This window comes from Sporosarcina koreensis, from assembly GCF_001531445.1.
Classification (GTDB): Bacteria; Bacillota; Bacilli; order Bacillales_A; family Planococcaceae; genus Sporosarcina; species Sporosarcina koreensis_C.
In genome coordinates, this window is sequence record NZ_LQYA01000011.1 from 1 (window position 1) to 14,453 (window position 14,453).

Sequence of the window (14,453 nt, forward strand, 5' to 3'; positions counted from 1 at the left end):
ATTCTGGAATGGTCAATCCCGATTGCAGAACACATTTTGATTAAAATTTCCTTAACAACTTGTGATGTTGCTACATATTCCATTAATGTCACTTTGTCAATCGGTACGTTTAAATCAAGGTCTCTGATTTTTGTTCCCATTACTCGTGAATAATTATCCAGGAAATTCTTTATTCTCATAAATTCATTATCAGCAATCTCAAGTAATCCTGCTATTCTCGAAAAATCTCTTCTAATTTCTTTCGGTACTTCATTTTTAGATTTATAACCCAAATCATGTTCAATTTCTGCCCATGCGTGCTGCAAAATTGATCTGATTTGAATTTCAAATTTCACCTCTTTAAAATCTTTATATTCAATAAACTTCACTCTATCTGCATTGAAATTTACTACATAATGCAATGAAGAGTACCCAAACCTATCTGGATCTGTTACTCTCTTATCAATCGAATTTTCTCTATCCACTTCAAATTCCCTCTCAATAACTTTAGCAATCTTATCAACATCATCATTAAAATAGGTAATGACTCTAACTCCTACAGTATCTGTAATATCTCTCAAATCATTATATTTACCCTATTTCTCTTCAATCTTCTTTTTTAAGCTACTTTTTTCTTTTACTCTTGCTTGTACATCATGTACTTCAATGTCATTTTCTTTGCTTAGAATTTCGATTAACGTTTTAACCCTTGGCTGTAATTCTTCTAGTAATGACTTATTACTCTCAAAATCACTTATTATCTTGTTATTACTCAAAACTCTTCCCCCTCTTCCCTCCGCATCCGCTTAACCTTCCCCTGATGCGTAACAATCTTATACTCACCATGCTCTGGTAATTCCCTAACATTTTATTTACCAACACTTCCTGTAAGCAGATGCTATCCCATGGTTTGTCAAGTGATACTAATAATTATCAATGTTCAATTTCAATGATTTCCGCATCACCTTCTGGTATACAGGCTTTTGAATATGTTTTCCTAAAGTCATTAAGTCTTCACCCAATAAATAAAAGTCTTTCATTATTTCTGACAACATGGCATCTAGATGTAAATTATCTTTTATAATATATCCTTCTGAGAATTCGATATTTTGTTTTTGATATTCATAAACTCTATGAGTACCATTTATTAACAAATGCCCGTAATATGTTAGAATACATGGATTAACTACCATTATCGGGTTTTCAATTTTAATGAAATCTTTATTTTTATTCAATGACTCCTTATCAATAACAACATATTTATTAGGTATACTTTCTTTCTCCTTTTTATTCTTTTTTAATAATGAATCTAGCAATGTTATATCCCAACTAATTATAAACTCATACTTTCTCGGATCAAAGGTTACAGGGAAATCATATCTCTCATATTTATAATACAGATTACTTGTTTTACAATATAAATCGTTTTCAACCGTTTCATTCTTGGTGAATATATCCATCCATCTTTCAGATGTATCAACAATCAGTTGTTTATCTTTATTGTTTTTTGCCACTCCAAGTAAATTCTGAGAAGCTTGCTTTAAATGCATCTTTGCTGCTTCTCTTTGTAAATCGTGATTTATACCTTGAATCAAAATTCTTCGCCCTCTTCCCTCCGCATCCGCTTCACTTTTCCTTGATGCGTCACAATCTTATACTCACCATGCTCTGGTAATTCTCTCACCTTTGCCTTACCCTCCGAAATTACCACAACACAGTTCCTAGGTAAGTCTATTATACCAAGATTTAGCATTAACGCATTAGGATTTATTGAAATGTCTCTATTCACCCTGACCCCTCCTATGATATGATGTATGTGTGTAGAGACAGGAGGAGCCTGTCTTTTTTTAGTGCCTAAATGGACAACTTTCATATTTTGCCTTCCTCCATAAAATAAACAAGGGAGGATTGGTAGGAATGTACAATGACAATAATGGGCAATTTAGCGAGAACGCAGATTCCCAAGAGATTTATGCTGCTAAACTTGCTGTATTAGGCGCAGCGTTGTCTACATTAGGAGATGGAATATCAACCATAGCCGCAGGACTTGCGCTACAACAACTAGCAAATTCGAACAAACAAAACTCTGGAGATAACCAAAAACTATCCAAAGACATAGATCGCATGCAGAAACAAATAGATGATTTAAATAGACAAATAAGAGTTATGAAACGATGAGATTTATTGCAGGGGATAAATTGGATGCCCCTGTCTTTTTATTTCCGCCTCATGCCTTGCGCTGACCATTTGTTTCTCCTGCTAGGGCTTCCTCTAATATTCGCGCTGACTCTTCATTGTTCCACCTGTGCGCTTTTAATGATCGATTGATAGCTTCCCGCAGGCGAATAATCTCTTTTTCCATTCTTTTATTGAGATTTTTGAGACCCTCATTCGCTATTTGAGTGAATACAATGTCCACGCAGAGTTGCGAATGTTGTTGTTCCATCTCCTGCGCTCGTTTTACCTGTTCAACTACCCATTCAAAATCCGCATTTTCCATTGGAGAACCGTGCTTCTGGTACGTTATAACTCGTTCCAACCGTTCCGCATTCGTTTCAGTCGTCATACCGCCACCTCATCCATCACGTTTTTTACTCAAAATCGTTTCAATCAATTTAGCTTTTTGGTGGTCGCCCTCTTCGTACAATTGCATAACCCTAAGCGCCAAGCCTTTTATGGTGTACGTTTTGCCTATTTGGAAGCCACCTATGAATACAATGAGCAAAAGAGAGATATGAATTACTGTCATCCCCTTCCCTCCTTCACAAATCGTTCCGCATACCTCAACTGCTGCCAAACATACGGATCGTCCTCTTTGCCTTCGGACATCGTCCAGTCCTTGATACGTTGGTTAATATCCTGTATCGCCTCAATCGGCAGCTTGTGAGCGATCTTTGCGATTTCTTGAATCGGCTTCATGGTTACCTCCTATGCCGTATATGACTTTTCTTCCTTAAAGACAAGTTACAAAAAAATGGGTTCACCCATACAATGATGCAAAGGAGTGAAAACAGAGTGAATCAAAATTCCATGCAGACTTCTACAAATACAGAAGTCTTAAATAATATTTTAAAAGCGATAGATGGTGAGTATACTGCGATTTCCTGTTATGAACTATTAGCGAACCAGGCTCCGAACAATGAAATAAAAAAACGCATTCTTGAAATTAGAAAAGATGAAATCAGACACTACGAAACCTTTTGGTATCTTTATATTTCTCTAACTGGAGAACAACCATCACCTAAAATCACAAGACAATGTCCTGCCGATTATACAAACGGTATACTTTCTGCATTCAAAGATGAACAGGAGACTGTAGACTTCTATCACAAAATCGCACGAAGTACTGATAATCCTTTTATTAACGATGCATTTACACGAGCATCAGCAGATGAACAAAATCATGCGGTTTGGTTTTTATACTTTATGAATCATCAATAATTTTGTAGTAGCCGACTATCACATCGGCTTTTTTGTTGCGACTTATTGGTCTACTGCGTACTAATTTTCCCGATTATATTCAATCCGTTTCATTACCTTCTCGTTAAACTGCCAATTAACCCAACGATAGATTTCTTCTAACATGAACGGTTCGTTACAAGCAGGACATAACGGCATCATTTTCTTACCTCGGTATTGCTTCTCTAAGCTCTTGATCACCACTAAATGAGGTTTGTAATTCATAATTTCTCTCCGTTGTTCTAAAAGACGGTCAACCTGGTCTACTCTTCTTTCATCTTGATAAGCTAAGTCATACAAAGCATCATATGGATCAACAACAGAACCGCAGCTACTGCATGTAACCCTTCTATTGTCACTATCTATAACAAATTTACGATCACGGCATTTGCATATCTTTCCAAGCCTTCGGCTGATTCGGGCTTGATCCAGTCCGATGATTCTTTCTGGTAGTTTTTCGGTCAATTGAATCTAGCCCCCTTTTTCTGCTGCATTATCCGACATGTTTCAGATAATGCAGCACATACCCCTTATCACTTTTCACCCGATCGCACTCCATCAAGAAGGTTGAATGCGGAATCGACTTCCTGCCGCCCTTTTCGGCATCTTCCCAATACGTTTCTAGCGTTTTAATTGCCAGAAGATATATTTTATTTCATCCAACTTAGTGAAGGAGACAAGCAGGAAAGCGTGAGCGCCCTTTTGGTGCCATGATTTAAGTAGTTCGTATTGATGCTCAGAAATGTTCTTTAGCGGAAAGTTTGTCCGTTCTGACGTTTCCTTGGCATCAAATACGATTGTGCGACTTTCAATAATTCCCACGTAATCGACCCACTCACCCTTTTGGGTATAGCTTGTAACCTTTCCGGCCTTGTTGCCTGTAATCTGCACAGGCGTCGGCACCTTACGGATGTCAGCAACGCCCTTATTGCGATACTGGTTATTCGTCATGTCGATCAATCTTTCGAGGACAGCCCCACGGTTAGCGTGGGACCGGCTGTAGGTTTTCTTCAAGTTGTCACCCCTTTTAAATCATTCAAAAACTCCGCGATTAAGTGCTGCCGCGTGCTGTAATACTCCCTCTCGACCGCATAATGTTCTTTTAATTCCGGATCAGTTGTTTCGTGATATTTTTTTCTAGAGGAATGGTAGCGTTTTTTAGCTTCGTTCCACTTTTTGTTATAAAGGAGGATCAAATCATCTTTCATCATCGCGCCACCGCTCCTGGTAGTCCATCACTTCGTAGATCGTGACCTGTTTCTTTTCAAATTCCGCGTCAGCTGCATCCTACTTTTTCTTACACACCGGCCCAAATCCAACCTCAATACTCCTCGGCGTTTTCAATGGCCGATTGCACCTTTTGCATGTTCCCATTTAGACCGCCCTCCCTATCGGTATTCCGTGTCTATTAACTTGCGGCTTGTCCTCCCGCCATCCTTCTTTCCGCAATGCTGCAACTTCATATTTGTTTAAATGCCCGTGGATGACCTGTCGTTTCCTGTCGATTGTTCGATAGAGTGTCCGTATCATGGCGCAACCTCAGTAACCCGCTTCCTTCGCTCATGGTATTTCCGAGTTCCCTTCGCAACCCGTTTAGCTCTTTCGTTATCGGTCAAGATTGGCGTCCTAAGCGCCTCTTCCCTCGACCATCCAAGTCGAATGCGACTTTTTTGGTATCCGGCTTTCGCTTTTAAACGAGACTCTTCATCTCTCGGAAACTCCTTGAAATGCTTGCGGATCCTAGAGATGGTGCTTAGCGGGGTAAGGGTTATTTTTCATCCAATAACCCTCTCAACTGTTCAAGTACAACTGCAAACGGCTGCGCCTCCCCCACTTTCCTGAATTCCCTAAATGGATCACCGATTGTTTTCATACGTTCCGTTACACTATTGATTGTAAATTGCTCTGGTCTTAATGTGGTACCTACTTCTTCCCAGTTCAATGGCGTTGCAACTGTTGCGAGTTCGGTTCCCCTTGGTGAATACGGAGCGACGATTGTTTTGCCTTCATGATGCTGCACGTAGTCCAAGTATAGTTTGTTTCCCCTGTTCTTCTTTAGTCGTTCGGTTGTGAACCATTGCGGCTCCTGGTCGCAGAGGAAGTCGGAGACGAATTTTGTGAAGAGGCGGGTTTCTTCATAGGTGAATATGTTGAATGGAAGCGGAATGTACAATTGCAAGCCTTTGCCTCCGGATGTTTTGACGAATGAGGTCAGTTGGAATTGATCGAATATGACTTTCAAGCGTAATGCCGCTTCAACGGAGAGTGAGAACTCCTCTACTGATGGCGGATCTAAATCGAAGACGATTTCTGTCGGCCTATTCGTATCGATTGTTTGAAATGGAATATGGTATTCGATTGCAAGTTGGTTCCCTAGCCATAGTAACGTGCTTATGTCACTGCAGATGATATAGTCAATATCTTCATCTCTTGATGTCTTTACGAAGTCAGGTGCATAATCGGGAACGGATTTCTGATAAAATTTTTCACCAGGCACACCGTGAGGGTAACGGATTAAGGTTAGGTGCCGTTCTTCTAGCAACGGCAGCATGAATGGTGCCGCCGTTTGTAAATAAAGCAAATAGTCATCCTTCTCCAAGCCTTGCTTCGGCCAGACAGGCTTATCGGGATGCGTAATTTGGACTTTCTCTGGAATAGGGTTCAATTGTCTTAACAGCTGCCGCCACTGACACTCTTCAGGATCCATTTGAAATTGAAATGAATGAAACCGCGGTTCGCGTAAATGCTTCCCATCAAAGCTGATACATTTAATGCTCGCACAGATGGAAGGCGTTATTTCATAAACCGACTCTCCGATGTTTTGTCCGTTTACGAGAATCAATTCGCTCAGCGTTTTCATCTCCTCATCCGACATACCGTGCTTAAATGTTACAATCTCAAATAGTTGACCTTCCTTATATACAGCCCCTGTAAAGAATCCATTCACTTGTTCATATTTCGTTATAATGGCTGTGACAAAACGCCAATTTTTTACTTTCACCCATTGATTTGTCCGCTTTTCATTGCTCCAAATGCCTTTGTTCTTCTTGGCGACGATCCCTTCCCCGTTATACAGGAGGATTTGATTCCACAAAGCTTTTTCATCCGTAAACGTTTCTATCAATTGGATTAAACTTCCGTGTCGATATTGGACGTTAACAGGCAACCCTAGCTGCTCGAAACATTTCTTTAGCTGCGCCTTTCTAGTTTCAAGCTTTTTAGCGGTTACTTCCTTTCCCTTGAATGACAAAAGATCGAAGACGATATATTGGCAAGGGAACGATTTCGAATGCTGTTCAATTACTTCTTTCTTACGCATCCGTCCCCTCGTCTGCACGATGGAAAATTCACTTCTGAAATCGTTTTGCAAACAGACCAATTCGCCGTCAAATATAATGGGCAGAAAAGGCTTAATCAAATGTTCGATGCGACGGCATTCCTCTATAATTTCCGGAAACATGTCGTTCAGTACTTTTTCATTTCTGCTGAATAGCTGAATTCCTTCTTTATTCCATTGAAGAATCGCTCTGAACCCGTCATATTTCGTTTCGTAATTCCATTCATTACCTACAGGGATTTCATCAGCATCCATCATCAACATCGGTTTCATTCATAATCGCTCCAATGTTTTTTTGTTGTTATTGTTTGACCGATTGCATTTCGTATACATAGGAATGAGGCAACTTTCCATACTAAGCATAAAAGTGGGTGAATTCATTGCATACAGTTTGGAAAGGAAGCATCAGTTTCGGTCTTGTCAATATTCCGATCAAGCTTCATACAGCTACGGAAAACAATGATATTAAATTGCGCCAACTCCACAAGGAATGTCATTCTCCGATCAGCTATCAAAAAGTATGCCCGATTTGTGATAAAGAAGTGAAAAACGAGGAAATCGTAAAAGCGTATGAGTATACGAAAAACAAGTTCGTCGTACTCGATGATGAGGACCTTGAAAAACTGAAGAAGGAAAATGAAGACAAAGCTGTTGAGATTATTGATTTTGTTAAGCTTGAGGAAATTGATCCGATTTATTTTGAAAGAAGCTATTTCATGGCTCCCGATGCAAATGGCGGAAAGGCGTATGCGCTACTGCGGAAAGCCTTGAAGGAATCCGGAAAAATCGGTGTTGCAAAAATCATTATCCGTTCGAAGGAGCAATTAGCGGTCGTCCGGGTGTATAAAGACGCTTTGTTGATGGAAACAATTCATTTCCCTGATGAAGTGCGCAATGTGGGAGACGTTCCGAATATTCCGGATGAAGAGACTATCGTAAAAAAAGAGCTCGATACCGCGCTTCTGTTAGTCGATCAATTGACGACGGCATTCGATCCCGATAAATATACGGATGAATACAGAACCGCTCTTATGGAATTGATTGAAGAGAAGAAGGCAGGCAATGTGACTGTTGCAAAAACGGAGAAAAAAGCGATTTCACCTTCAAATACAAGCGATTTGATGGCGGCATTGCAAGCCTCACTCGATAAGACGAAAAAGAAGAAGCCGACGCCGCGGAAAAAAGCACCGGCGAAGATGAAAGCGTAAAAGGTTTGTGGGGCGGGGCGTTGTCACCGACTTTCCAAGGTTTACCACCCACTCCCCACTTTCCGCGCATACAAAAGGCCATTCCCCAAAGGATGGCCTTTTTGCATTAGATGAATTTCACCATTTTATAATTTTTCTTTCCTCTGCGCACGATTGTGAATGCTTCGTCCAAACGATCCGCTGCAGTGACTTCATATGCGAGATCCGTCACTTTTTCTCCATTTAGGGAAATAGCGCCATTTGTTACGTCTTCACGTGCTTGGCGCTTGGATGAAGATACACCGGCTTCGACGATGAAGTCGACGATGTTTTTATCCGCCTTCTCCATTTCAGCTGTCGGCACGTCTTTGAATGCATCTTTCATTTCCGCAACTGTCAACGCCTTCAAGTCTCCGCTAAACAATGCTTTTGAAATACGGATTGCCTGATCGAGCGCTTCTTCACCATGAATGAGTCGTGTCATTTCTTCAGCCAGCGCTTGTTGGGCTTTGCGGAGATGCGGTTCAGCTTGAACGGATGCCTCAAGCGCCTCGATCTCCTCCCGGCTCATGAATGTGAAAATTTTCAAGTAGTTGATGACTTCCGCATCTGCCGTATTGATCCAGAACTGATAGAACTCATAAGGCGACGTCTTTGCGGCATCAAGCCAGACAGAACCGCCGGCAGTTTTTCCGAATTTCGTGCCGTCCGCTTTCGTTATGAGCGGCATCGTGATTCCGAATGCTTTCGCTTCTTCGCTATGTGTTTTCCTGATGACCTCAAGTCCTGTTGTAATATTGCCCCATTGATCCGACCCGCCGATTTGCAAACGGCATTTATACTTGTCGTACAAGTGGCTGAAGTCTGCGCCTTGGATCAGCATATATGAAAATTCCGTGAAGGATATACCCGTCTCCAGACGGGAAGCAACATTCTCTTTCGCGAGCATATAGTTAATGCTTAACAGCTTTCCGTAGTCACGGAGGAAGCTGATGGCAGACATTTCCCCAAACCAGTCTTTATTGTCAACTAGCATAGCTCCGTTTTCACTTTCAAAATCAAAGATATGCTCCAATTGCCGGCGGATGCCCGCCACGTTTTTCGCGATTTGCTCATCGGACAAAAGCTGCCGCTCTTCCGCCTTGAATGACGGATCCCCAATCATGCCTGTTGCCCCACCGACCAGAACGATGGGACGGTGGCCGTGTTGCTGAAAACGGCGAAGCGTCAGAAAAGGGACAATATGACCGATATGCAAGCTGTCCGCCGTCGGATCTGTTCCACAATACAATGAGATTTTCTCCTCATTCAATACCTTTTCAAGGCCTTCCTCATCAGTCTGCTGATACAGCAGACCTCTCCATTTCAAATCCTCAAGCAGTTCATTCTTCATCATAAATCCCTCCAATAATGTAAAAAAGCCCCCACACGATTCAAATGAATCATGCAGGGACGTTAAATACGAAAATAACGCGGTACCACCCGGCTTGAGAATACATACATTCTCCGCTTGAAGACGCATTATCGCCGCGTACGCGTCACACTCCAAAGCTGTAATTCGCAAACGACCTACCGGACAGCTTCCACCTACCGCTGCCTCTCTAGACGGCTCAACCGTTTCTACTCCGGCTTTCTCACCATGTGAAAAATGATATAACCCTTATTGTAGTCTAAAATATCTTATTGTCAAACATTTTCTATTGAATTCTGCGAAATGTGCTATAATAGGAAGGATTTTAGGGGGGATAAAACTTGCGCGAAAAACGTAAAAACAGGATAGATCTGATAGAAGAAAAATTTGAATCATTGAAGAAAAAAGGATGGGCAAAGGGGATTCGCATCACATCGGGAGTCATTTGGAACCTCTTCCTTCTCTTTCTAGTCTTCGGTTTGACCCTTGGCGTTTTTGCCGCCTCGGTCGGTGCCGGTTATTTCGCATCTCTCGTTGCAAAAGAACCGCTCCGCTCCAAAGCGGAAATGCGGGGGGATATTTTCAATTACGAAGAGACTTCCGAAATTTATTTTGCCAATGATATCTATTTAGGTAAAGTAAATGCTGATATCGAACGGAAGGAAACGAACTTGAAGGATGTCTCCCCATTTGTCATTGATGCTGTTTTGGCAACGGAGGATGAATACTTTGAAACGCATGGCGGAATCGTTCCAAAAGCGATTTTCCGCGGACTTTTTCAGGATGTGACAAATTCATCCAGTCAAACAGGTGGCTCAACGCTCACCCAACAGTTGATCAAAAATCAGATATTGACGAACGAAGTATCCTATGAGCGAAAGGCGAAGGAAATCCTTCTTGCCATGCGACTTGAACATTTCATGGATAAAGAAGAAATCCTGGAAGCCTACTTAAATATTATTCCATATGGCAGAAATGCGTTGGGACAAAATATTGCGGGAATCGAAACAGCAGCCGATGGCATTTTCGGTGTGTCTGCTAAAGAACTTAATCTTCCCCAAGCTGCCTATATTGCCGGCATACCGCAAGCACCATTTGCATATACGCCTTTTCTGAGCAGCTATTATGGCGGCGGGTTGAAAAATGATGAAAATATCAAGCCAGGGATCGACAGGATGAAAACGGTCCTTTTCCGTATGAAGGAAACCGGCTATATTACCGATAAGCAATATGAAGAAGCGATTGCTTATGACATTACGAAAGACTTTCGTGAAAAAACGAGCCGAGCAACTGAGAGATATCCTTATTTAACACAAGAAATCCAATTGGAAACTATCGATATTCTTGCAAAAATCTTGGCAGAAAAGGACGGCATCGACCCGGAACGTGTCGATGGTGATGAAAAGGTAAAGGAAAAATATAAGATACTTGCAGAACGCGCAATGCGGACCGGCGGATACCGAATTTATTCCACTGTGGAAAAAGACCTTTATGATGCTATGAATAAAGTCGGGCAGGAATTCGAACATTACGGATTTACGTATACACGCGAAGAGAAGGATTACAGCACCGGAGAAACTGTTCTTAAAGATGACCCTGTCCAAGTCGGTGCCATCATGATCGAGAATAACACAGGTCGAATCCTTTCCTTCATCGGAGGACGCGATCACCAACTTATAAATACAAACCATGCTACGCAAGCTTTCCGACCGAACGGCTCATCGATGAAACCACTTCTCGTCTATGCGCCAGCCATTGAATATGGCGTAATTGGTGCAGGAAGTCCGGTCGTCGACGTTAAATTTGAAATTCCAGATGGCAGTGGAACATGGAGTCCTTCAAACTATAATGCTGAAGCGGAAAGTGGGATCATCCCGGCTAGGAAAGCGTTAGCCCAATCATTGAACCTTCCGACGGCCCGATTATATAGGGAGATTGTGGACAAAAGACCTGCGGAGTTTCTGGAGAAGATGAATTTCAGCCAGCTTCAACCGCAAGACTATGTCAACTACTCCACCTCTTTTGGAGGAATGAATAAAGGCGTCAGTGTTGAAGAAAACACAAATGCATTCGCGACATTTGCCAACGGAGGGCAGTTCATTCAATCGTATATGATTGAACGTATCGAGGATATGGCAGGCAATGTCGTTTACCAGCATGAAGTCGAGCCTGTTGATGTGTTCAGTCCTGAAACTTCTTATATCATTACGGATATGCTGCGGGATGTTCTAAAGCCCGGTGGAACTGGCCAGCAATTGCCTGGATTTATGAATTTCAAGACTGATTTGGCCGCAAAAACAGGAACGACCGATAAATACGGAGATTCATGGCTTGTCGGTTACAATCCGAATGTTTCATTAGGAATATGGTTCGGGTACTATGACCAGTCTCGAAAATTATATACACGTGGATCAGGGCAAATGCACCCTACCACACGTACGACAATGCTATTCGGTAGATTGATGAACACGGCAAACGCAGTAAGACCGGATCTGATTGGTGCAGGCAGTACCTTCAAACAACCGGGCGGGGTCGTATCGAAACCTTTCTGTGGTATTTCCGGATTGGCTCCATCTGCTGCATGTACGACAGCTGGATTGGTCAGATCGGACCTGTTTAATTCAAAAGTGATGCTTCCGACTGAACCGGATGACAGTATTATCAATGCTTCCTATGTCTCCGTCAAAGGCAGCCGTTACTTGGCGCTTCCTTCGACGCCTGCTGAGTTTATCGTATCGGGCGGCGCAGGGGTCAATCAGCAATTCATCGACAGGATGCTTGGCCCTTGGGGAGGAGATGCTTCGAAGCTGTTCCCATCCATGTCTGTGTTCGCTTCAAGCGTCATATCGGGTGCAACCTTCCCTGCCGACGATGCGGCACCAGAAGGAGTGAGCGCTTCTCTTGATGGATCGACATTGGTCTGGTCAGACTCCCCTTCAAATGACGTCATCGGTTATTATGTGTACCAGAACAATGAACGGATTGCGACAATCAGCGATGGTTCTGCCAATTCGATTGCTGTCGGCCCGGGTGATTATTACGTCAGAGCTGTCGATATTACCGGACTTTTATCCGGAGGTTCCAATATCGTGATTGTCGATAGCCCAGAAACGCCACCGGTTACGGAAACACCGGATGATGAGAATATACCTCCCGTGACACCACCAGGAAATGAAGGGAATGACGGTGAAAACGGGAATGGTAACAATGGTAACAATGGAGAAGGCAATAACGGAAATAACGGAAATGGAAATAATGGAGGAGGCAATAAACCTCCTTCAGATGGCGATGACGATGATGAATAAGTACTAAATGAAAGGGACTCCCGCAAAAATGGGAGTCCCTTTCATTCTATCTACTATCAGTCTTCCATCGTCGATAAGTCGCCCGTCGGCAAGTTCAGTTCCCACGCCTTTAACACGCGACGCATGATTTTTCCGCTTCTTGTCTTCGGAAGCTTGTCTTTGAATTCTATTTCTCTTGGCGCAGCGTGTGCGGCAAGTTCCTTTTTGACAAATTGCTTAATGTCTTCCTCCAGCTCATTCGTCGGTTCATATCCTTCATGAAGCGCGACAAAGGCCTTAATGATTTCTCCGCGTACCGGGTCGGGCTTTCCGATGACCCCCGCCTCTACAATGGCTGGATGCTCCAGCAGCTTGCTTTCCACTTCGAAAGGCCCTACCCGCTCGCCGCTCGTCATGATGACATCATCGACCCTCCCTTGGAAGAAGAAATAGCCGTCTTCGTCCATATAGGCAGAATCCCCGGAAACATACCATTCATCATTCAAGAAATACGAATCATACTTCTCTGGGTTATTCCAAATTTGCCGCATCATTGCAGGCCAACCTTTTTTGATAGCCAAATTGCCCATCCGATTTGGCGGCAACACTACCCCGCGATCATCGACAATCGCCGCTTCGATACCCGGAACGGCTTTGCCCATGGAGCCCATTTTAATCGGCAAAGATCCGAAGTTGCAAATCGTTTGTGCCCCTGTTTCCGTCATCCACCACGTATCGTGGATCCTCAGCTTGAACACTTCCATTCCCCAGCGAATGACTTCCGGGTTCAATGGTTCTCCAACCGAAAGAATATGGCGCAAAGAAGAAAGATCGTATTTCTCCAATGGGCCGGCACCCGCACCCATCAACATCCGGAATGCGGTCGGCGCACTATACCATACCGTTACGCCATAATCTTGAATAGATTCGTACCAGCTGTCTGTGGAAAATCTTCCACCAACGATAAGAGATGTCGCTCCAGCTAGCATTGGGCCGAAAATCCCGTACGCCGTCCCCGTAACCCAACCTGGATCCGCAGTACACCAAAAGATATCCTCATCCTTCAAATCCAATACCCAGCGTGCCGTCATCAATTGCTGCACCATCGCTTCCTGCACGTGCAGCACCCCTTTCGGTTTCCCGGTAGAGCCTGATGTGTAATGAAGTAAGGTCGGGGAATCCCGCTCCATCCACTCCACTTGAAAATATGGAGACGCACTCTTGAAATGTTTTTTGAAATCTATATATTTATCATTTTCTTCAATATTTTCGCCTACGAGAAAGATTGTTTTCAAGTGTGGAAGTTTGTCGACAGGAATCCTGTCCAATAATTCCGGTGTCGTCACAATCGCTTTTGCCTCGCTATCGGAAAGTCTGTCATAGACAGCGCCTTCCATGAATGCTTCGAAAAGCGGGCCGACGATCGTCCCCATTTTCAAGGCTCCAAGTATTGCAAAATACAATTCAGGGGATCGTGGCATGAAAACAAATAAACGGTCCCCCTTTTCCAACGTTGAATGGTTCGTCAATACATTTGCAGCTTTATTGGACATTCTTTTCATTTCATTATAAGTATACGCTTCTTTGCGCCCCGCATCTTTGTAGAACAAAGCCACTTTGTTTTTCCGATAGGAATTCGCATGACGATCTACTGTCTCATGCGCAACATTGATGAGACCTGTCTCATGCCAACTAAATTCCTTCTCAGCGTCAGACCATTTAAAATTCTTCGCTGTTTGGTCATAATCCTGTAATTGGTAATCCCCCTGCATTACGGGTAAAGTGTTGATTTCCAT

General features: G+C 42.9%; 20 protein-coding genes and 1 pseudogene. 4 read left to right on the forward strand and 17 right to left on the reverse strand.

Translation table 11 applies throughout. The annotated features are described in order from the left end of the window. From AWV70_RS03175 to AWV70_RS25260, 5 genes and pseudogenes are all read right to left on the reverse strand, one after another. Nucleotides 1-560: GTP pyrophosphokinase (locus AWV70_RS03175; RefSeq protein WP_414714812.1), on the reverse strand; the 560-nt coding region annotated here is incomplete at its 3' end. A gap of 15 nt (nucleotides 561-575) precedes the next feature. Continuing rightward, on the reverse strand, nucleotides 576-755 hold the full coding sequence (locus tag AWV70_RS03180) for a hypothetical protein (RefSeq protein WP_060204291.1): 180 nt from the start codon (nucleotides 753-755) through the stop codon (nucleotides 576-578). Then, nucleotides 752-844: pseudogene (locus tag AWV70_RS23710) on the reverse strand (XtrA/YqaO family protein); the annotation flags it as partial. The gene AWV70_RS03180 and the pseudogene AWV70_RS23710, both read right to left, overlap by 4 nt. A 58-nt stretch (nucleotides 845-902) precedes the next feature. Next, a complete protein-coding gene (locus AWV70_RS03185) occupies nucleotides 903-1,574 on the reverse strand; it encodes a hypothetical protein (RefSeq protein ID WP_060204293.1) in 672 nt (223 codons plus the stop codon). Next, the gene (locus tag AWV70_RS25260) at nucleotides 1,571-1,732 is read right to left on the reverse strand and encodes an XtrA/YqaO family protein (protein ID WP_235588535.1); all 162 of its coding nucleotides are present in this window, start codon (nucleotides 1,730-1,732) and stop codon (nucleotides 1,571-1,573) included. The genes AWV70_RS03185 and AWV70_RS25260 overlap by 4 nt, the downstream gene beginning before the upstream one ends. Nucleotides 1,733-1,896: 164 nt before the next feature. Between AWV70_RS25260 and AWV70_RS03195 the strand changes: the two genes are divergently transcribed. Further along, nucleotides 1,897-2,157, forward strand: coding sequence for a hypothetical protein (locus AWV70_RS03195; RefSeq protein ID WP_060204297.1), 261 nt, complete (start codon nucleotides 1,897-1,899; stop codon nucleotides 2,155-2,157). Nucleotides 2,158-2,206: 49 nt separating this feature from the next. Here the strand turns inward: AWV70_RS03195 and AWV70_RS03200 are convergent, their stop codons facing one another. From AWV70_RS03200 to AWV70_RS24105, 3 genes are read right to left on the reverse strand one after another with little or no spacing between them, the layout of a single operon-like run. After that, nucleotides 2,207-2,545 (reverse strand): hypothetical protein, encoded by a 339-nt coding sequence (locus AWV70_RS03200; protein WP_060204299.1) that lies wholly within the window; start codon nucleotides 2,543-2,545, stop codon nucleotides 2,207-2,209. Nucleotides 2,546-2,554: 9 nt separating this feature from the next. Next, on the reverse strand, nucleotides 2,555-2,728 hold the full coding sequence (locus AWV70_RS23715; RefSeq protein WP_160327616.1) for a hypothetical protein: 174 nt from the start codon (nucleotides 2,726-2,728) through the stop codon (nucleotides 2,555-2,557). Then, complete coding sequence (locus AWV70_RS24105) at nucleotides 2,725-2,898, reverse strand: DUF6877 family protein (protein WP_201024308.1); 174 nt, start codon at nucleotides 2,896-2,898, stop codon at nucleotides 2,725-2,727. The genes AWV70_RS23715 and AWV70_RS24105 overlap by 4 nt, the downstream gene beginning before the upstream one ends. A gap of 75 nt (nucleotides 2,899-2,973) precedes the next feature. Between AWV70_RS24105 and AWV70_RS03205 the strand changes: the two genes are divergently transcribed. Next, nucleotides 2,974-3,420: a ferritin family protein gene (locus AWV70_RS03205; protein ID WP_414714813.1), complete on the forward strand. Its 447-nt coding sequence runs from the start codon at nucleotides 2,974-2,976 to the stop codon at nucleotides 3,418-3,420. Nucleotides 3,421-3,480: 60 nt separating this feature from the next. On the opposite strand, the gene AWV70_RS03210 is transcribed toward AWV70_RS03205, so the two are convergent. The 7 genes from AWV70_RS03210 to AWV70_RS03225 all read right to left on the reverse strand — a co-directional run bounded on the left by AWV70_RS03210 (nucleotide 3,481) and on the right by AWV70_RS03225 (nucleotide 7,048). Then, nucleotides 3,481-3,903: a hypothetical protein gene (locus AWV70_RS03210; protein ID WP_060204301.1), complete on the reverse strand. Its 423-nt coding sequence runs from the start codon at nucleotides 3,901-3,903 to the stop codon at nucleotides 3,481-3,483. A gap of 28 nt (nucleotides 3,904-3,931) precedes the next feature. After that, nucleotides 3,932-4,087, reverse strand: coding sequence for a Holliday junction resolvase RecU (locus AWV70_RS25265; protein WP_153009885.1), 156 nt, complete (start codon nucleotides 4,085-4,087; stop codon nucleotides 3,932-3,934). Then, nucleotides 4,060-4,452, reverse strand: a complete 393-nt coding sequence (locus AWV70_RS03215) for a Holliday junction resolvase RecU (protein WP_060204303.1) — start codon at nucleotides 4,450-4,452, stop codon at nucleotides 4,060-4,062. The genes AWV70_RS25265 and AWV70_RS03215 overlap by 28 nt, the downstream gene beginning before the upstream one ends. Further along, nucleotides 4,449-4,649, reverse strand: a complete 201-nt coding sequence (locus AWV70_RS03220) for a hypothetical protein (protein WP_060204305.1) — start codon at nucleotides 4,647-4,649, stop codon at nucleotides 4,449-4,451. Before AWV70_RS03220 ends, AWV70_RS03215 begins: the two co-directional genes overlap by 4 nt. A 76-nt stretch (nucleotides 4,650-4,725) precedes the next feature. After that, nucleotides 4,726-4,812 carry a DUF6011 domain-containing protein gene (locus tag AWV70_RS25050; RefSeq protein WP_268777097.1) on the reverse strand — a complete coding sequence of 29 codons (87 nt, stop codon included), beginning with the start codon at nucleotides 4,810-4,812 and terminating at the stop codon, nucleotides 4,726-4,728. Beyond that, nucleotides 4,813-4,968, reverse strand: a complete 156-nt coding sequence (locus AWV70_RS23720; protein ID WP_160327617.1) for a hypothetical protein — start codon at nucleotides 4,966-4,968, stop codon at nucleotides 4,813-4,815. Nucleotides 4,969-5,206: 238 nt separating this feature from the next. Then, a complete protein-coding gene (locus AWV70_RS03225; RefSeq protein WP_060204307.1) occupies nucleotides 5,207-7,048 on the reverse strand; it encodes a DNA ligase D in 1,842 nt (613 codons plus the stop codon). Between the two features lie 107 nt (nucleotides 7,049-7,155). Here AWV70_RS03225 and AWV70_RS03230 point away from each other — a divergent pair, with 107 nt between their 5' ends. Continuing rightward, a complete protein-coding gene (locus tag AWV70_RS03230; RefSeq protein WP_060204309.1) occupies nucleotides 7,156-7,983 on the forward strand; it encodes a Ku protein in 828 nt (275 codons plus the stop codon). Nucleotides 7,984-8,089: 106 nt separating this feature from the next. Here AWV70_RS03230 and tyrS read toward each other — a convergent pair whose 3' ends face one another. Next, on the reverse strand, nucleotides 8,090-9,355 hold the full coding sequence (gene tyrS, locus AWV70_RS03235; RefSeq protein ID WP_060204311.1) for a tyrosine--tRNA ligase: 1,266 nt from the start codon (nucleotides 9,353-9,355) through the stop codon (nucleotides 8,090-8,092). Between the two features lie 359 nt (nucleotides 9,356-9,714). Between tyrS and AWV70_RS03240 the strand changes: the two genes are divergently transcribed. Further along, nucleotides 9,715-12,678 carry a transglycosylase domain-containing protein gene (locus tag AWV70_RS03240; protein WP_082713449.1) on the forward strand — a complete coding sequence of 988 codons (2,964 nt, stop codon included), beginning with the start codon at nucleotides 9,715-9,717 and terminating at the stop codon, nucleotides 12,676-12,678. Between the two features lie 56 nt (nucleotides 12,679-12,734). Here AWV70_RS03240 and acsA read toward each other — a convergent pair whose 3' ends face one another. Beyond that, nucleotides 12,735-14,453: an acetate--CoA ligase gene (acsA, locus tag AWV70_RS03245; RefSeq protein ID WP_060204313.1), complete on the reverse strand. Its 1,719-nt coding sequence runs from the start codon at nucleotides 14,451-14,453 to the stop codon at nucleotides 12,735-12,737.